This is a genomic window from Veillonella sp. ZSJB6 (assembly GCF_051549505.1).
Classification (GTDB): Bacteria; Bacillota; Negativicutes; order Veillonellales; family Veillonellaceae; genus Veillonella.
The window spans coordinates 37,978-57,547 of the sequence record NZ_JBPUGE010000002.1 but is presented as its reverse complement, the minus strand read 5'-3'; the positions used below and the strand labels follow the sequence as shown (position 1 = coordinate 57,547).

Genomic DNA, 19,570 nt, shown 5'->3' with positions numbered 1-19,570 from the left:
GTAATATGAATATAAAAAAGCAGACGGCAATGGCTATCTTTGCTGCATTGTTAGCGACTAACTCTGCACCATGGATTCCTATGGCCCTTGCTAATCCTGTTGTACCTGATCAAGGTAAATTAGGACCAAAAATAGAAGAAGCTCGTAATGGCATGACTGTCGTTAATATTAATACACCTAATGATAAAGGGTTATCACATAACCAATATAATGCATTCAATGTAGATGAAAAGGGACTTATTTTAAACAATGCGAATCGCCCTGTGAATACAGAGCTCGCAGGATATATTATGGGAAATCCTAACTTAGTAGGCTCTACAGCCAATACTATTTTGAATGAAGTAACTGGCACAAGCTCTACATCCATGAATGGTGCTCTTGAAGTAGCTGGGGATAAGGCACATGTTATCGTTGCAAACCCTAATGGTATTTCTGTTAATAATGGCACATTTATTAATGCAAGTAGCGCTACACTCACAACGGGTAATCCAATTATTAATAATGGTAGTGTTACAGGCTATAATGTTCAGCAAGGCGTTATTATAGTAGGTGAAAAAGGTCTTAATACATCTAAAACAGCACGTACAGATATGCTAGCTGAGGCTGTAAAACTCAATGGTAAAGTTTGGGCCCAAGATGTTCAAGCTGTAACGGGTAAGAATGATATTTCCGTAGATGCTACTGGTAAAGTTACGAATACTCATAAAACTGGTGAATCGAGTCAAGTCGGCCTTGATGTAGCGGCTATTGGTGGTATGTATGCTAATAGTATGTACTTGGTGGGAACTAATGAAGGATTTGGTGTTAATAATCAAGGTGTATTATCTGCACAAAATAAATTAACCATAGATAGTACTGGCAAGTTGCAAAATACAGGTACGATAGCTGCTACAGATGCCAATATTACAACTAAAAGTCTAGAGCAGATGAATAAGGGTAAACTTTATGTAGATACAGCAAAGATTACTACTGATTCTGTAATACAAACTGGTAATGCTACGACTAAAGAAGCACCTGTTATGATTGCTCAAAAAGATTTGTCTATAGCGACAAAATCTATTGTTAATACAGATGGTAGTGTAATCAAAGCAGAAGGTAAATTACAGCTTGGTAAAACGATGGATGAGAAAGGTACAGTGTCCGGTAAAATGGATAGTGTAGTAAATACTGCATCAACAATTGAGTTTGGTCAAGGTGGAGCTTTGCTTGCGAAATCTGTAGATAATAAAAATGGTGGTATTACCCTTAAGCGTGTAGCTGTAGAGGGCAAAGAGCATGTCAAAAACGAAGTAGCTCCATCCGGTAGCATTAAGCGTTATCAATTGTCTGAAGAACGAATTTATGGACATGATGATAAAATTCCAAAAGATAAAGTAGTAGTACACTCTTCTGAGAATCTCCAACTTTCTATAAATGGTAAACATCATGATAGTTGGACTAAATATGAATATGATCGTACACGTGAGGAAGATGCAGTAGATACATCTAATCCTGGACGAATCATTTCTGGTGGCAATTTACATGTGGATGTAGATCATATGGTGAATGAAGCTAGTCAAATTAGCGCTGTTGGAGATATTACGGGTACCGTAGGTCATTACGAACAAAGTAACCCGAAAGGTAATGAATATATTACGGAAGAAGGCACTGCTACAAGTTATAGTCGTCATCATAAAAAAGGGTGGGATACTACCAATATTCGTGAGGCTAAGTATAAGAATACTAAGGTAAACCCTAAAGATGTACCTGTTGCCGTATATGGCGGTCATGTAGAAAACAGTAAGAGTGATGCTACAGTAGATGCATCTTTGTTAAATAGTATGAGTCAGTTATCGACGAATCCTAATACTTCCTATGTGATTGAAACCGATCCAAACTTTACAAATCGTCGTAACTTCTTATCTTCTGATTACGTATTATCTCGCCTCAAATTAGACCCTATGAATATACAAAAACGATTGGGTGATGGGTATTATGAGCAACAGCTCGTTATGCAAGAGATTATGCGTCAAACTGGTAAAAGTAGACTGCAATCAGGTCTTTCCGCAGAAGAACAATATCGCCAGTTAATGGATGCAGGTATTAGTGTCACAAAATCTCAATCTATTGCATTAGGGCGAGGATTAACAGAGGCTGAGCAAAAAAATCTTAAAGAAGATGTAGTGCTCCTAGTGAGTAAGTCTGTTGTATTACCAAATGGCAAAACTGAAACTGTGCTAGTACCTACTTTATATTTAGCACCAACTACAAAACGAGTAGAAGGTGGTGCTAATTTACAAGCCCAATCTATTAACCTATCTGTTGATACTATGCATAATAGCGGTAGCATTGTAGCGGATAAGGATGTGACTCTTACTGGTAATTCCATTCACAATGATAATGGTCTTATTAAAGGTAACACGGCTACGGTTACAGCAAATGACGAAGTTCGTAATACACAAGGCACTATTATGGGCAATGATACAGTCTCTGTGTATGCTAAGAAAGACATCATTAACGAAGGTGGCACCATTACACAAACTAATGCAGCTGGCTCCACAAAGGTTGCTGCGGGGCGTGATGTAATCAATAAAGGTGTACAGTATGAGGCCGGTAATAGCAAGATTCAGTGGAACAGTAGCAACAACCGCCGTGAGACGATTACGGGTGTAGATCAAGGCCGTATTGGTGGTGCTGGTCAAACAACAGTAGTAGCAGGCCGAGATGTATCTATGGAGGCAGGTGTTATCACGTCAGATGTGAATACAACTGTTACGGCAGGTCGCAATGTAACGATGAAAGCAATGAATACTACCCACGAGCTTGAAGAACATCGTTTTGATAAAGGTAAATCTGGTGGTGGACACTCTCAAACGACTCAGTCTCATGATCTTGTTAAAGCTCAATCATCTGTTGGTAGTAGCATTGAAGGTAAAAATGTTTCTATTGTAGCCTCTGATGCCGTACAACTTGAAGGCAGTCAAGTATTAGCGGCAGACACAGTACAAGTATCTGGTAATACCGTTGCATTAAATACAGCGAAGGCAGATAGTACAGTCAATCACGTATACCTAGATAAAAAGAAAAGTTTAGTAAAACGTGAAAGTACCAATACGGTGGACGATGTAACTACTACGTCTGTAACAGGTTCTACGGTAAGTGGTAAAACTGTAACGATTACTAGTGCTCAAGATGTAACTGGTCAATCTGCTCAAATTATGGGCGAGAATGCTGTATCTGTTACGGCTGGTGGTAAGGTAGAGTTGGGCGCTGACAAATCTACTACAGATGGCTCTAGTGTGTATCGTCATAAAAAATCTGGCTTACTAGGTGGTGCAGGTATAGGCTTCACTATTGGTAAAGAAAAACATAATGTTGATGAAGCAAACCATGAAGAATCTACAGAGAGAAATACAATTGCTAGTACTAAAGGTGCTGTTACTATTAAAGCAAATGATACAGTACACATTACAAGTGCAGATATTGTTGCTAAAGAAGGTGCTGTGTTAGATGGCTCTGCGGTTACATTAGATGGTAACGTGGATCATAACCATATGACACATGATGAACGCTACAAAAAAACTGGTCTCACCGTATCCTTAGGTGGTGCAATAGCAAATACACTTACAAATACTACACGTACAATAAAACAAGCTGGTGGACGTGATGACAAGCGGTTAGCCGCACTTGAACTCAATGAAGCGCGTAAACAATTGCAAGATGGCTATATGGCGGTAGATAAAGCGGTTAAGGGCGTTAAACTTCGTGATGATGATGGTAAAGTATTAAAAGACACAAAAAATCATTCCCGACGTGGTCAAAAAAATATTGATGATGCTGTAAATCTCTCTGTAAGTATTGGGAGTACTTCTAGAAAACAAGGGCAAGTAGTAGATACAAATACATATCAAGGTGGCACTCTTGTTAGTGATGGTAATGTACATATCAAAGCTCGTGATGCTCAGCAAAGTGGTATTGGTTTAACTGGTGAAACAGTAGAGGCTAAAAAACTAGTATTAGATAGCGCTAGTGATATTAATCTTGAGGCTGGTAAGAATACTGTAGATGTTAATAATACCTATAAAAGTTATGGCTGGAGCGTGGGTGCTGGTATTAGCTTAACTGGCGGTGGACTCCTGGACATTAATGCAAGCGGTCATATGGCTCGTCAAAATGGAGACACCCATCAAGAAAGTTATGTACCTACTAAGATTAAAGCAGTTGAATTAGCACAACTCAAAGCAAAACGTGACACAAATATTATTGGTTCTACTGTATCTGGTAAAAAGGTAGAAGTAGATACAGGCCGTGATTTACATATTCAAAGCTTACAAGATGTAGATAACTTTAAAGAACATAGTAAGTCCGCTGGATTCTCTGTATCCTCGAAACCTAATTTCAAAGATCCAACTGGCAGTATCAATGCTAGTGTAGGTCGAATTGATAGCAAATGGAAAAGCGTAACAGAACAAGCTGGCATTTATGCTGGAGAAGAGGGCTACAACATTAATGTAGGTAATAATACTACATTAGAGGGTGCTGTAATAAAAAGTGATGCTCCAAAAGCTAAGAATAAGTTAACTACTAAATCTCTAGAGATGAAAGATATCCAAAACGAAGCTGAGTATACATATAGCAACAATGGTATCGGCTATAACTACCATGGTAGTAAAAAGAAACTCGAAGAGATGAAGACCAATGATAAAAAAGGTTATGATAAGATTTATAACAGTATCGGCCTAGTTCCAAACTTAGGTGTAGGCTCTAAAGGTAAAGCAAGCTCCACTACTCAATCTGCTATCTCTGATGGTATACTTACTGTAGATGGTAAAGAAATTGATACTAAAACCATCAATACGAATACCGAAAATACGTTGCATCAATTAGATAAGATTTTTGATAAAAAGAAAATTGAAGAACGTCAGGAGCTAGCACGCTTATTTGCTAAAAATGCTTTTGAAGAAGTACATCGTTTAAGTGATAAATATCATTGGAAAGAAGGTGGACCAGAGAAAGTAGCCTTGCATGCTGCAATTGGTGAAATTGCTGCACAATTGGCAGGCAATCCAAATGGTTCTGGGGCCGTGGCATCTGGTATTAATCAATTAGCTATTAAGAAAATTATTGATAAGGTAGGAAGAGAGCATCCTGACCAAGTGCAAATGTTGAGTACTGTATTAGGGGGCACTCTTAATAGTATAATAGGAAAATCTTATAATGTTGGAGCGACAATGGCTTCGTATGGCTCGAAATGGAATGATTTAGGAGAGGCTCATGAGGGACGCCGACCAGTTGATGTAATAGTTGCAGTAGATTCTTCTGGAATAACAGGACATGTATCAATAATAATTAAGTATGAGAAAGGAGGGGCTGAAGAAGGAAATTATGGCCGTTATGAAGGTGATAAGTTAGTAGATAGTAGTGGCGTAAGTATTGCAGCACCTAATGGATTTGGAACTATATATATAGATCAAAATTATGAATTTAAAAACTCTTCAGCTATAAAATACTATTATTTAAATTTAAATGCCGAAGCTGTCCAAAGTGCATTTAATAGAAACTTTAAAAATGCAAATTATGTTTTAGAAAAAGAAGGTGCTAATTATCAGTTTTATAGAATTCCTGGTCATCCGGATGATTATCAATTGATGAGTCATAACTGTGTAACTGTTTCTGTCGCTGCATTAGTTGACGGGAGTGGAAGTCATCCTACTTTAGATCGATTAAGGGGAGCAATCCTTCCTGCTGCAGTCGGAAATTTATTGGACCAAGATTATGAAAATAATCAGGGTCTTGTTTATAAGGTGGAGTAAATGGGATATAGGCGAAAACATCTTATTTGGGTTTTTATTATAGTTTGTATATTGGCTTTGGCATATGTATTGAGATTTAAATTTATATCTTATTATGAAGTATGGAGTCCAGATAAAGGTGTAGTTGTAGTTCTCAATGGTTCTAATGCAAACTTTTATAATGCTCAAGATATAAGTAAAAAAATTAATCTTGATTTATCTATGTTAAATATTAATAATGGGATCATCACGGATATTTTTTTTGCTAAAGATAGTTTGTTTGTTATTCAGAAAGTACAGAATGATAAGAACGTTGATTGGTATTTAACTAATATTTTTGCCGATAGGATAGAAAAGACTCTTATTTATACAGGCGAGAAATATCATATTTTTCAGGTTTGGAATAGTAATGAGAGCCTCATTCTTAATACATCTGAAGGTTATTATCGATTGAATTTGAAAAGTGGAGCAGTTTTTAAATTAGATAATCGAAGTGATATAAGTTATGAGTCCCTTGTTTATAGTGAATGGCCAGAAGAGGAGTTATTTACTAATCAAAGTTTTGGCATAGATTATTCCAAAAGTGAAATATATAATTTACTATCTAGACGCTTAAAAATCAATGGTATTGTAGATAATATAGCTGTAGTTCAAATTTTACCTAATACATCAAATGATGAGTTTGTTAGTTTAAATGCTCTTTTAGAGAGCTTAAGATTTAATATTAATGCAGCTAATTTTTCAACTTTCTATTTAAACTTAAAAGAAATAAAATTTTTAAAATTTGATTTATGTTCTGACGATAATCATAAGTGGTATATGAATATTAAATATCTAAATACTGATTATAATGAAAAAATATTAACTAACTTTCAAACTATAATTAATCATCAAGATAATATACTTTTGAAGTAATATAATTAAAATTTGATATTTTAATATTTACTTATAGAGATATCTTTTAGAAGGGGCATATTGAGTGAATATTTATTTTAATTAAGTTTTATAGTAATAAAGTAACGGAAAAAAATGTTGAAATTACACTTAGATATTATTAATGCATGAGTATTGTAAATAAGGAGAAATAATACTTTTAAAATTTTGAATGCTACAAATTAATAATTAATGTGTAATTATAATGTTGTTTTTTTAATAACAGATAGTTGAGTTTTACCAAGCAACTATCTGTTATTTTTTTATTGTTGCTTATATCGAATAATTCCTATTAAAATTACCAGAATTTTACAATTTTATGAGTGTTTTATGATAAAATAAAAGGTATGAATACTTCAACAACTAGGTCTATTACCTATAATGGCGACAGAATTGAATATGAGTTAACCATCAAGCGTGTGAAGAACATGAACATGCGCATTACCCGGGATGGTGTGATCCATGTGTCGGCGAATGGGTATGTGCCGGATTATAGGGTGGACAAGTTTGTCATCGAGAATATGCCCTTCATTGAGCGGGCTCGTTACAAGATTGATGCATTGAATGCCAAGCGCGTCGATGCATTGCAGTATGTGAATGGTGAAAGTTTATCCATCCTCGGCATTCCCGTTACGTTGCGCCTAGTTGAGCAGGATGGAAAGCCTCATATCGGCTTTGATGGGAAGACGATTCTTACCATGGTTGTGCCTCGTGGTACGCCCTATGAAGCGAAGCATAAATTAATGCAAAGTTATTGGCGTAATTTAGGGGAGAAGGTCTTTGTCCATTGGGCGAAGGTCGTGTATCAACGCTTTCAAAATTACAATATCGATGTGCCTATGCCAACCATAAAACAGCAGCGTATGAAGAGCCGTTGGGGTTCTTGTACGCCAGCAAAGCAGCTCATCAAGATGAACACTCGCTTATTAGAGGGGCCACAGGCGTATATTGAGTACGTCATGGTTCATGAGTTTGCTCATTTTAAATATTTAGACCATTCCAAGAACTTTCACAATCTAGTGGCACAGTTTTTGCCAGATTGGAAGGCTCGTAAGAAGTCATTGAACGTGTATTTTGCTCATCGCCCTTAAAGGAGGTGTACCATGCAGCCATTTGTACATTTACATAGTCATACAGAGTTTAGTTTGCTGGACGGCATCAGTCGTTTGCCTGACATGGTACGTCGTGCGAAGGAGTTAAATCAGCCAGCTCTTGCCATTACGGATCACGGCAATATGTACGCAGCCATTTATTTCTACAAAGAATGTGTGGCCCAAGGTGTTAAACCTATCATCGGTTGTGAAGTATATGTAACGGAAAATAATCGATTCGATCGTCCCGAAGGTCGTAGCCGTGAACGATTAAAACACCTTATCTTGTTGGCGGAGACCATGGAAGGGTATCGTAATCTTGTAAAAATCGTGTCTAAAGCATCGACGGAAGGTATGCTATATCGTCCTCGTGCAGACCGCGATTTATTGCGTCAATACAGCAAGGGCATAATCGCCCTCAGTGCGTGCATTCAAGGTGAAATCCCTCAGTATATTTTGCAAGATAATATGGAAGGCGCGAAGCGTGCCATCGAATGGTATATTGAGACGTACGGGAAGGATAATTTCTTCTTAGAAATCCAAAATCATGGCCTGCCAGAGGAGGCAAAGGCTCAAGAGGAGCTCATTAAGCTCAGTAAGGAATACGGTCTTGGCATCGTAGCGTCTAATGACTTTCACTATGTTTTAAAAGAGGATGCAGACGCGCAAGATATTAAGGTGTGTATTTCTACAGGCCGTCGTCGTGCCGAGGTAGACCGTTTAAAATTCCCTAATGATGAGTTCTATTTAAAATCTGGGGATGAGATGGCGCAGTTATTTTCGCATATTCCTGGGGCCATCGAAAATACTTTAAAAATTGCAGAGCGATGTAACGTAGAATTCAATTTCGACGAACATCATTTGCCACAATTTGATGTGCCAGAAGGGGAAACGTCTAAGACTTATTTACGTAAGGTTTGTGAACGAGAAATCCCACGCCTTTATGGTGAAACGTCTGAAGAGTTGCAAAAGCGTCTCGACTACGAGTTAGACGTTATCGGTACGATGGGCTTTGAGGATTACTTCCTCATCGTATGGGACTATGTACGCTATGCTCGTGAACACGATATCTTAGTAGGCCCAGGCCGTGGTTCGGCAGCAGGTTCTGTAGTAGCCTATCTACTTGGCATTACAGGCCTTGATCCATTGAAGTATGACTTGCTCTTTGAACGGTTCTTAAATCCAGAGCGGGTAAGCATGCCCGATATTGATATTGACTTCTGCTATGAAAAGCGCGGTCAAGCTATCGAATATGTAACGCGAAAATACGGCCAAGAGCGTGTATCTCAGATTATTACGTTCGGTACTGAAGCAGCTCGTGCCGTTATCCGCGACGTAGGTCGCGTGCTCGACTTACCACTGGCGGAGGTAAACCGCATTGCGAAGATGATTCCCAACGAACTGGGGATTACCTTAGATAAGGCTCTACAAGGCAAAGAGTTAAAAGCTTTATACGAAGCCGATTCAAACGTTAAAGAGTTATTTGACTTTGGTAAAAAGCTAGAAGGTATAGCGCGCAATTCGTCCACTCATGCGGCGGGTGTCGTAATTTCTGCGGACCCTCTCGATGACCACGTACCGGTACAAAATGCCAACGAAGAAGGCTTTGTAACACAGTACGACAAGGATAACATCGAGGAATTAGGCCTTTTAAAGATGGACTTTTTGGGCCTCCGTACCTTAACGGTTATGGGGGATGCCTTAAAGCTCATCAAGGCGAACCGCGGTATCGACCTCGATTTAGATGCCATTCCACTCGATGATAAGGCAGCTTGTGATATCCTCACAAAAGGCGACACCTCTGGTGTATTCCAGCTCGAGTCAGAAGGTATCACCAAGCTCGTTATGGACCTTAAGCCTGAGCATTTTGAAGACTTAATTCCATTGGTAGCCTTGTACCGTCCAGGCCCACTGGGCTCTGGCATGGTGGCGGACTTTATCGACCGCCGTCACGGTAAAAAAGAGGTTACCTATTTACATCCCATATTAGAACCTATATTAAAAGATACTTTTGGGGTAATCTTGTACCAAGAACAGGTTATGCAAATTGCATCCGCCATGGGCGGGTTCTCCCTTGGTCAAGCGGACTTGATGCGCCGCGCCATGGGTAAGAAAAAGGAATCTGTTCTAAAGGCGCAGCGCGAGTCCTTTATTCAAGGTTCCATTAACAATGGTATAGAAGAGTCCATTGCAAACGAAGTATTCGACTTGCTCGTATACTTCGCAGGCTATGGCTTTAATAAATCACATAGTGCGGCTTATGCGTACATCGCATACCAAACGGCGTATTTGAAGGCCCATTATTTCCCAGAATTCATGGCTGCTACCATGACGAGCTTCATGCAAAATATGCAAAAGTTAACATATTACATTAACTCTTGCAAGAAGCATAATGTTAAGGTATTGGGCCCAGATATTAACTATTCTGAGCGCAGCTTTGCCGTACAAGGTGATGCCATTCGCTTTGGCCTTGGGGGCATCAAGAACGTTGGTGATAATGCTATTGATCGCTTGATTCGTGAGCGCAATGAGCACGGCCTCTATACGGATATCGTAGATTTCTGTAAACGAGTGGACAATAAGGTTGTTAATAAACGACTTCTTGAAAGTCTCATTCGCTGCGGAGCTATGGATGGGTTCAAGGAAAACCGCAACCAATTATTGCACATGTATGAAAGTGCTCAAGCTGTTGGTGCTAAAGAGCAAAAAGATGCCGCTATGGGCACCATGAGTCTTTTTGGGGACGTAGAAGAATCCGTAGATTTTATTCCTGTACCGAATGTGGAAGATTTATCGGAAGACGATAAATTAAAGGATGAAAAGGAATATACCGGCTTTTACATTACAGGCCATCCATTGCAAGGCTATGCGAAGGAGTTAGAGGGCCTCTTTGAACTGGGCGCTCTCGTAGAAAATCCAGAGCAATACGATAGTCAAACTATAACCTTTGGCGGTTTGATTGAAAATAAGACGGACCGCATGACGAGACGAAATGAGGTTATGTCTATTCTTCGCATCGAAGATTATTCTGGTGCGGCTAATGTAGTAGCGTTCCCGAAGGTCTTTAGTCAAAGTCAACAGTTCCTTGCTGTTGATATGATCGTTAAGGTAAAAGGCCGCGTTGATGCGGATGAAAAGGGTGTGCAAATTATTGCAGACCGAATTATGCCGTTAAAGGTAAACTATAGTCAGGCTAAGCATGTGGCTATTCATATTTATAGCCAATATGACACGCCAGAAAATAGTGAGGCCTTGAAACGGGTGTTAACTAGCACCGCAGGCTCTGTGCCAACATCACTATATTTGCACCGTCAACGGAAGCGCATTAACTTGCCACCGAATATGTGCTTTGATCCTAGTGATGAATCCATCAAGGCTATTGAAGCTATATTAGGTGATGGCTCTGTAGAGGTGCAATAATATATGCATAAGTAGATATTAAGGCACGAATAAATATATTTACTACTTAATAACTTATGTTGCGTGAAGCACAGCTAGCTTTCACCAATATTACTACAATAAGAAATGAAAGATTTAATATAGAAATTGCTTTCATAGGAGGAAAGATGAAACGTACAAAAATCGTATGTACTGTAGGACCGGGAACGGATAAATTTGGTATTTTAGAAGATATGATGCGAGCGGGTATGAACGTGGCTCGTTTTAATTTCTCTCACGGATCTCATGAAGAGCAAGCAGAGCGCATGCAAATGGTGCGTGATGCGGCGATGATCGTTAATAAACCAATCGCGTTATTGCTCGATACAAAAGGTCCTGAGGTTCGCCTTGGCCTATTTAAAGAGGGCAAAGTATTCCTCGAAGCAGGTCAACAATTTACATTGACCACCGATGAAGTGGAAGGCACAAAAGAGCTGAGCTCCGTGAACCACAAAGGTCTTGTAGGCGACGTGTCCGTAGGGGATAAAATCCTATTGGCTGATGGTCTTGTAACACTTAACATCGATGCCATCGAAGGGAATAACATCATTACTACTGTTCAAAACAGTGGTGAAATCGGTAACCGTAAACGGGTGGCTGTGCCAGGTGTAGCGCTTAGCTTGCCTCCTGTATCTGAACAGGACGAAGCGGATTTACGCTTTGGCTGCCAACAAGGGGTAGACTTTGTGGCGGCCTCCTTCATGCAACGCGGCAAGGACATCGTTGCCATTCGTCGCATTCTTGAGTCTGAGAAAAAAGATATCAAGATTATCGCAAAAATTGAAAATGCTGAAGGCGTTAAAAATATTGATGAAATCTTAGAAGTAGCAGATGGCCTCATGGTGGCTCGCGGTGACCTCGGTGTAGAAATCCCTGCCGAAGAGGTACCAGTACTTCAAAAAATGATGATTGAAAAATGTAATGACTTGGGTAAACCAGTTATTACGGCAACTCAAATGCTAGAGTCTATGATTCAAAATCCACGTCCTACACGGGCTGAAGCAAGTGACGTAGCCAATGCCATCTTAGATGGTACGGATGCGATCATGTTGTCTGGTGAAACTGCAAATGGCGCTTACCCAGTAGAGGCGGTTACGACTATGACTCGCATTGCTGAGGTAACAGAACAAGCTGCTATTTACGATAGTAAAAACCGTGCTCGTCAAGATGTGGATATGACGACTACCAGTGCGGTATGTTTAGCAAGCGTGCGCATCGCTCAAAACCTTGGGGCTGCTGCTATTTTGACATGTACTGAATCTGGTCATACTGCAATTAGCACTGCTCGGCATCGTCCGGCTTGCAAAATTATTGCTGTAACACCGCATGAAGAAACAATTCGCCGCATGCAATTATGCTGGGGCGTAGAGGCTATTAAAGGTCATGAAATCGTTAACTCTGATGAAATGGTTAAACAAGCGATTACAGGTGCTCTTGGCACAGGTGCCATTGAGTCTGGTGACTTAGTTGTGGTAACGGCTGGCGTACCATCTGGCGCTACAGGTACTACAAATATGATTCGCGTTCATATTGCAGGCCAAGTACTCTTATCTGGTAATGGTATTTTGCGTAAATCCGTTACAGGCACTGTATTCATTGCTGCTAATCATAAGGGCAATTATGAAAGCTTCAAAGATGGCGACATCCTTGTTGTGGGTACAATGGAACCTGAATTGATGGCTATTGCTAAACGTGCAGGCGGCATTATCGCTGTTGAAGATGGTTATACCTCTGACAGTGCTATTGCAGGCATTACCTATGGCATTCCTGTAATTTTAGGCGCGAAAAACGCTCATGACGTACTCCTTGAAGGTCAAGAAGTAACTATCGATGGCGAACGAGGCAAGGTATTTGCAGGTATTGCAAATGCTCGATAATCTTTATTGAATGATAATTAAATATAAGGAGGGATAGTATGAATCCATATAATGTAACAGGGCCTACTGCAACTGAGGTTGCACAGGTTGAAAGTATCGTATCCCAACGACTAAAAGGCTCCTTCTTGTGGATGGTTGTAGGTTTACTTACTACTATTGGTGTTGGAGTGGCCGCGTTGGCAAATCCTGATTGGTTACGCTTTGCGTACCAAAACTTTAATATTATCCTACTCGTTGAATTAGGCGTAGTATTCCTATTTAGTGCTCGTGCGTATGCTGCTAATGTTATGACTTTAAAAGGCATGTTCTTCCTCTATAGTGCATTGAATGGCCTTACATTGACACTTATATCCTTGAGATATAATGTATTTGAAGTAGTAATCCCAGCGTTAATCGGCACGTTAGCGTTCTTCATTGGCTTTGCTATCGTAGGGGCTACTACAAAACGTAACTTATCATCCCTTACACCGTATGTAATGGCCGCTTTGTTCGGTATGATCATCGTATCCTTGGTGATGATGGGTGCTCGCTACTTTAACTGGACTGTACTCAGTGGCTTTAGCGACACTGTTAGCTTAGTTCTAGGTTATGTAGGGGTTGTAGTATTCTCCATCTTTACAGCTATCGATGTGAACCGCATTAAAAATAATGTGACACAAGTAGCGCTCTTGGAGGATGAAACCATTTTAGACCGCATTGAAATCACAGGTGCTTTGAGCCTATATTTAGATTTCATTAACTTATTCTTATCCTTATTGCGCATCTTTGGCAATAAGCGATAAAAGGAGATATCATGGACGATAGAGAATGGCAAACCTTTGTAACCGTTGTGGATGAAGGTAATATTACAAGGGCGGCAGAAAAATTATTTTTATCGCAACCGGCGTTGAGTTATCGGTTGCGCCATATGGAAAAAGCCTTGGGCCATTCTCTGTTGTTGCGGACTGCTGAAGGGATAGCCCTCACAGCACAAGGCGAAATTTTCTATGATTACTGTAAAAGAATGATGCAAGATCAAGAGGCCTTAGAAAATGCCATGAACTCAGCGTCTGGTAAGATTCAAGGGACCTTGAAAATTGCGTCATCTATTAACTTTGCAGACTATGAATTACCGGCCTTATTGAAATCCTTTCGGGAACAATACCCCGATGTTCATATTCAAGTAAAGACTGCTTTCAGCCATCAAGTAGTAAAAATGTTTAACACTGGTGATTGTATGGTTGCCTTTGCTCGTGGTGGCTATGATGTGTCCGGTAAGTCTGAATTACTATTAGAGGAACCGTATTGCTTAGTTTATAAAGAATTAGTACCACCTGAATCACTTGAGAAGGTGCCGTTCATTAAATATCAAACTGATGCATCCGTAGCTAATATCATTGAAACCTGGTGTGCCGAACATTTTGAAGAACCACCGAGTGTTGCGATGGATGTAAACTCTATGAGTACATGTCGTCACTTTGTGCGCGCCGGTCTTGGTTGGTCTATCTTAACTTATATGGGACTTGGATCTTGTAAGGATAGAGATATCTATGTGAGTCCATTGCGCAGTAAAGATGGTAAGTACATTAGTCGCGATACGAACATGGTGTACACAAAGGATGCGGAAAATCTAGTAGTAGTAAAGACCTTTATCGAGTATGTCCGCAATTACTACAAAGAACACACTGTTGTAGATGATAGTATTTTTAGAGAATATAAAGCATAAGAATCCTTGAGATAAAGTAAATCTATGAGATTGTATAACTGTTTATCCATGCTATTTCAGTATTGGACTTTTTCGATATAATATCTCATAATGAAAGTGTCTCGAAAGAGCAAGGCAGTACCATGTAAGTGCATGTATACCCCCTTTGGGGACGTATACATGCACTTTTTTCATTTGGAACTGTAAATCTATGCTCAAAATGCATAAAAAGTATGATTGGTAGATATAAAAGTTTTTATAACCCCTATAAAGGTAATCTATTATTCATAATTCTTTTTAGCATATATAATGAGTGTAGACAAAGACTCCTAGAGTTCAATAGATGATAGTCGCGTATCTCGAATCTTTAGGGGAGTGTTAGGATGATATACATGCCTATGTTTTTAAGAAAGGAATAAATATGGAAAAATTCTTAAAACTAGCACTTATCGTGCTAATTCCAATTATCCTCTGGTTTACAACTCCACCAGAAGGGCTCTCTGCGGAAGCGTGGCGCCTCTTAGGCTTCTACATTGCAGGTATCGTAGGTTTGATTTTAAAACCATACCCAATTCAAATTATTTTATTAGCTGTATTATCTGCTTCTGCATTATTCTTAGACAATGCAAAAGATATCTTGGTAGGTTATGGCTCCACAGCATTGTGGATGATCATCGCTGCGTTCTCCTTGAGTGTTGCCTTTGGTAAAACTGGTCTTGGTCACCGCGTTGCATACCATTTGATTAATGCATTTGGTTCTACTGTATTACGTCTTGGCTATGTAACAGCACTTCTTGATTTAGTATTATCCCCAGCGACACCTTCTAACACAGCACGTGCGGCTGGTATTGTATATCCAATCAATTTATCCATCGCTGAATCCATCGGTTCTTATCCTGGTGATACTGCAAAACGCGGTGGTTCCTTCATCTTGATGAATGGCTATTTCGTAACAAAAATTACATCCTTCATGTTCTTAACAGCTATGGCTCCTAACGTGTTGGCCTTGGACTTTGTTACTAAAATCACTGGTCTAAACATGACTTGGGCTGAATGGGCTTTGGCTTTAGCTCTTCCTGGTCTTGTAATGTTGATCTTCGTTCCACTTGTAGGTTACTGGATCGACCGTCCTGAAGCAGTAAAAATTGACAATAAGAAATTGGCTGCTGACGGTCTTGCTAAATTAGGACCTATGAAAATGTCTGAAAAAGTCTTGGCTGTTGTATTTATTCTTGCTCTAATCGGTTGGGCATTGCCTTCCATCGGTTTTGATTTGAGCCCAACAGCAGTAGCATTAGTTGCTATGACTGTTGTGTTCTTTGCTGGTATCATCACTTGGGATGACATGGTTCAAACTAAAGCTGTTTGGAATACATTCATCTGGTTCGGTGCTATCCTTGGTTTATCCACTGCTTTAACAAAAGCTAAATTCTTCGCTTGGCTTGCAGCATATATGCAAGCAAACTTGGCCCTCGATGTGTCTCCACTCGTAGTTGTATTAATTCTTTCTGCTATTAGTGTTGTCATTCGTTACTTATTCGCTTCCAGTACTGCCTATATTGCATCTATGCTTCCAGTATTCTTGACTGTAGGTATGGCAGCTGGTGTTAACCCTGTTATGTTTGGTTTAGTATTGCTTGCAACAAATGCGTTTGGTGGTCTTGTAACTCACTACGGTGCATCTCCTGGTCCAATCATCTACTCTGCAGGTTACAATAACTTGAAAGATTGGTGGACTGCTGGTGCAATCTTAGCAGTATTGAGTTGGATTCTACTCTTTGTAGTAGGTATCCCTTGGTGGACTTTCATCGGTATGATTTAATCACCATATAATTTTATAATCAACATGGTTTTAACGGCACGGACCAGACATTCGCGACACGTCTGGTCTTTGCCATTTGATATATTTTTTAGTGAAAGGATGCAACATGGCACAATTAGTAAAAGCTGCACAAGCTGGCTTCGACGAAAAAAATGATGCACTAGTAACGGTTGAACCGATTGCTAGCGGTATCGAAATTGAATTAACATCCAAAGTTATCCGTCAATACGGCGACCAAATTAAATCCGTTGTTTTAAACACAGTTAAAGAAGCTGGTTTTGACGGCGTAAAAGTAATCGTACAAGATAAAAATGCTTGGGATTACACAATTAAAGCTCGCGTATTAGGCGCATTGGAAAGGGGGAGCAAAGCATAATGGCTAACGATAAAACATTCCCAGAAGTTAAAACAAATCCATTAACAGAGGCTGCTAAAAAACGTTTGTCTCGTTCCATGATGTTCGTACCTGGTAATACACCTAAAATGATTAACAGTGCTGATATTCACGGTTCTGACTCCATCATGATCGACATCGAAGACTCCGTTCCTGTAACAGAAAAAGATACAGCTCGTCTTTTAACTGCAGAAGCTTTGAAATCTCGTAAATTCCGTGCAGAAACAGTTGTTCGTATCAACCATCCTACACAAACTCCTTACGGCTATGACGACCTTGATGTAATCGTTCCAGCTAAACCTGATATGATTCGTTTACCTAAAACTGAAGATGTGTCTGAAGTTGAAATCGTAGCGAAGAAAATTGAAGAAGTAGAAAAAGCTAATGGCTGGCCAGAAGGTACTATCAATATTATCGTAGCTATCGAATCAGTTCGTGGCTTGTACAATGTTCGTGAAATTTGCCACGGTCCTCGCGTAGTAGCTATCGCTCTTGGCGCTGAAGACTACCGTGCTGACCTTCGTACAGGTAAACATAAACCAGCTGTTGAATTGTTATTCGCTCGTCAAACAATTCTTCATGCCGCACGTGAAGCAGGTATCCGCGTAATTGACACTGTATTCTCCGATGTGAAAGACCCTCAAGGTTTCCGCGAAGAAGTTGAATTCATTAAAGCTTTGGGCTTTGATGGTAAATCTTGTATCCACCCAAGCCAAATTAAAATTATCCACGAAGTATTCACTCCTGACGAAAAAGAAATCGCTCATTCCGTTAAGGTATTGAACAGCTATGCAGATGCATTACGCAACAATAAAGGCGTAATCTCTGTAGATGGCAAAATGATCGATGGTCCTATCGTAGTACGTGCACAACGCGTAGTTGATAAAGCACGTGCAGCAGGCATTAAAGTTGAATTAGAGGAAGGAGCAGAATACGATGTTAAATAAAGTAGGTCGCGATATCCCAACAAATATCCCAGCACTAGAAGGTCGCGAAGTATATCAAGGTGAATTCGCTATTGAACCTAAAGCTCATCGCGCAGGTAAACCTGTACACATGAGTCGTGTTGGTGCTAATAAAGTACTTGCTTCTATTGATGAAGCTATCGAAAAAGCTGGCGTAAAAGATGGTATGACATTGTCCTTCCATCATCACTTGCGCAATGGCGACTATGTAATGAAAATGGTTATGGAACGCGTTCAAGCGAAAGGCATTAAAGACATTACAATCGCGTCTTCTTCCTTGTCCCCATGCCATGAATTCTTAGTAGAAATGATTCAAGATGGTACTGTAACAGCTATTGAAACATCTGGCTTGCGCGATCGTCTTGGTAAATTCTTAACACAAAACCCAGGCGTATTGAAACGCCCTGTAGTGATTCGTTCTCACGGTGGCCGTGCACGTGCTATCGAATCTGGCGAAGTTCATATCGACGTAGCTTTCATGGGCGCTCCTACAGCTGACCCACGTGGTAATGCTACTGGTCGTATGGGTAAATCCGCATGTGGTGCACTTGGCTATGCTAAAGTTGACTCCCACTATGCAGATACAACAGTTATTATCACAGATAACTTAGTTGACTACGTACACAACTATGCAATCCCTCAAACTGACGTAGATTATGTTGTTGAGGTTGAAAGCATTGGTGATCCAGAAGGTATCGCTTCTGGTGCAGTAGGCTTCACTAAAAACCCTATCCAAATCAAAATTGCTGAATTAGCTGGTGAATTCCTTGACCAAGCTGGCATTATTAAAGATGGTTTCGTATTCCAATTGGGCGCTGGTGGTGCTCCATTGACTGTAGCGAAATTCATTGCTGAAAAACTTCGCAAACGCGGAGAAGTAGGTGGCTTCGCTATCGGTGGTGCTACTGGTATCTTGACTGGCATGCTTGAAGAAGGTTTGATTCGTGCAATTTACGATACTCAAACTTTCGATACAACTGCAGCAGCATCTTTAGATAAAAACCCTGCACACATTGAAATGTCTGCTTCCATGTACGCTAACCCATGGACTGACTGCACTACAAACTACCTAGACGTAGTATTCCTTGGTGCTACTGAAATCGACCTTGATTTCAACGTAAACGTAATGACTGACTCCAACGGTGTATTGATGGGCGCCTCTGGCGGTCACTCCGATACAGCAGCAGGTGCTAAATGCACAGTTATTACTTGCCCATTGATCCGTGGCCGCTTGCCAATGATCCGTGATAAAGTAGCAACTGTAATTACACCAGGCTCCTCTGTTGACGTACTCGTTACTGAATACGGTATCGCAATCAACCCAGCTCGTACTGATTTGATTGAACGCTTCAAAGATAGCAACTTGCCTATCTTCACAATTGAAGAATTACAACAATTAGCATTTGATTTAGTAGGTAAACCACAAGATATCCCTGTATCTGATAAAGACGAAGATATCATCGCAATCGTAGAATACCGCGATGGCTCCATCCTTGACGTGGTTCGTAAACCTCTATAATTAAGTAGTGCTGAGAGTTCGAGGGAAACCGTAACAGGTAGGCCATCGGCTCATCATCCTATGCTGATTAGATAAT

11 protein-coding genes are annotated in these 19,570 nt (G+C 40.0%); all 11 read left to right on the top strand.

What is annotated here, in order from left to right:
• Nucleotides 1–5: 5 nt before the first annotated feature.
• The 11 genes from ACSV5T_RS02805 to citF all read left to right on the top strand — a co-directional run bounded on the left by ACSV5T_RS02805 (nucleotide 6) and on the right by citF (nucleotide 19,494).
• A complete protein-coding gene (locus ACSV5T_RS02805; RefSeq protein WP_438320271.1) occupies nucleotides 6–5,792 on the top strand; it encodes a two-partner secretion domain-containing protein in 5,787 nt (1,928 codons plus the stop codon).
• On the top strand, nucleotides 5,793–6,686 hold the full coding sequence (locus ACSV5T_RS02800) for a hypothetical protein (RefSeq protein WP_438320270.1): 894 nt from the start codon (nucleotides 5,793–5,795) through the stop codon (nucleotides 6,684–6,686).
• A 341-nt stretch (nucleotides 6,687–7,027) separates the two neighbouring features.
• Complete coding sequence (locus tag ACSV5T_RS02795) at nucleotides 7,028–7,795, top strand: M48 family metallopeptidase (protein ID WP_438320269.1); 768 nt, start codon at nucleotides 7,028–7,030, stop codon at nucleotides 7,793–7,795.
• A 12-nt stretch (nucleotides 7,796–7,807) separates the two neighbouring features.
• The gene (locus tag ACSV5T_RS02790) at nucleotides 7,808–11,215 is read left to right on the top strand and encodes a DNA polymerase III subunit alpha (RefSeq protein WP_438320267.1); all 3,408 of its coding nucleotides are present in this window, start codon (nucleotides 7,808–7,810) and stop codon (nucleotides 11,213–11,215) included.
• Between the two features lie 146 nt (nucleotides 11,216–11,361).
• A complete protein-coding gene (gene pyk, locus ACSV5T_RS02785) occupies nucleotides 11,362–13,110 on the top strand; it encodes a pyruvate kinase (protein ID WP_438320266.1) in 1,749 nt (582 codons plus the stop codon).
• Nucleotides 13,111–13,148: 38 nt separating this feature from the next.
• Nucleotides 13,149–13,892 (top strand): Bax inhibitor-1/YccA family protein, encoded by a 744-nt coding sequence (locus ACSV5T_RS02780; RefSeq protein WP_438320264.1) that lies wholly within the window; start codon nucleotides 13,149–13,151, stop codon nucleotides 13,890–13,892.
• A gap of 11 nt (nucleotides 13,893–13,903) precedes the next feature.
• Nucleotides 13,904–14,815 carry a LysR family transcriptional regulator gene (locus tag ACSV5T_RS02775; RefSeq protein WP_438320262.1) on the top strand — a complete coding sequence of 304 codons (912 nt, stop codon included), beginning with the start codon at nucleotides 13,904–13,906 and terminating at the stop codon, nucleotides 14,813–14,815.
• A gap of 400 nt (nucleotides 14,816–15,215) precedes the next feature.
• Nucleotides 15,216–16,616 (top strand): DASS family sodium-coupled anion symporter, encoded by a 1,401-nt coding sequence (locus ACSV5T_RS02770; RefSeq protein WP_438320261.1) that lies wholly within the window; start codon nucleotides 15,216–15,218, stop codon nucleotides 16,614–16,616.
• 106 nt (nucleotides 16,617–16,722) lie between these two features.
• Nucleotides 16,723–16,992, top strand: a complete 270-nt coding sequence (citD, locus tag ACSV5T_RS02765; protein ID WP_009351290.1) for a citrate lyase acyl carrier protein — start codon at nucleotides 16,723–16,725, stop codon at nucleotides 16,990–16,992.
• Nucleotides 16,992–17,957: an HpcH/HpaI aldolase/citrate lyase family protein gene (locus tag ACSV5T_RS02760; RefSeq protein ID WP_438320258.1), complete on the top strand. Its 966-nt coding sequence runs from the start codon at nucleotides 16,992–16,994 to the stop codon at nucleotides 17,955–17,957. The genes citD and ACSV5T_RS02760 overlap by 1 nt, the downstream gene beginning before the upstream one ends.
• Nucleotides 17,947–19,494, top strand: coding sequence for a citrate lyase subunit alpha (gene citF, locus ACSV5T_RS02755; protein WP_438320256.1), 1,548 nt, complete (start codon nucleotides 17,947–17,949; stop codon nucleotides 19,492–19,494). Before ACSV5T_RS02760 ends, citF begins: the two co-directional genes overlap by 11 nt.
• Nucleotides 19,495–19,570 lie beyond the last annotated feature (76 nt).

Coding starts and splice junctions, on each gene's coding strand:
- ACSV5T_RS02805 (WP_438320271.1), top strand. CDS start 6: ATGAATATAAAAAAGCAGACGGCAATGGCTATCTTTGCTGCATTGTTA.
- ACSV5T_RS02800 (WP_438320270.1), top strand. CDS start 5,793: ATGGGATATAGGCGAAAACATCTTATTTGGGTTTTTATTATAGTTTGT.
- ACSV5T_RS02790 (WP_438320267.1), top strand. CDS start 7,808: ATGCAGCCATTTGTACATTTACATAGTCATACAGAGTTTAGTTTGCTG.
- pyk (WP_438320266.1), top strand. CDS start 11,362: ATGAAACGTACAAAAATCGTATGTACTGTAGGACCGGGAACGGATAAA.
- ACSV5T_RS02780 (WP_438320264.1), top strand. CDS start 13,149: ATGAATCCATATAATGTAACAGGGCCTACTGCAACTGAGGTTGCACAG.
- ACSV5T_RS02775 (WP_438320262.1), top strand. CDS start 13,904: ATGGACGATAGAGAATGGCAAACCTTTGTAACCGTTGTGGATGAAGGT.
- ACSV5T_RS02770 (WP_438320261.1), top strand. CDS start 15,216: ATGGAAAAATTCTTAAAACTAGCACTTATCGTGCTAATTCCAATTATC.
- citD (WP_009351290.1), top strand. CDS start 16,723: ATGGCACAATTAGTAAAAGCTGCACAAGCTGGCTTCGACGAAAAAAAT.
- ACSV5T_RS02760 (WP_438320258.1), top strand. CDS start 16,992: ATGGCTAACGATAAAACATTCCCAGAAGTTAAAACAAATCCATTAACA.
- citF (WP_438320256.1), top strand. CDS start 17,947: ATGTTAAATAAAGTAGGTCGCGATATCCCAACAAATATCCCAGCACTA.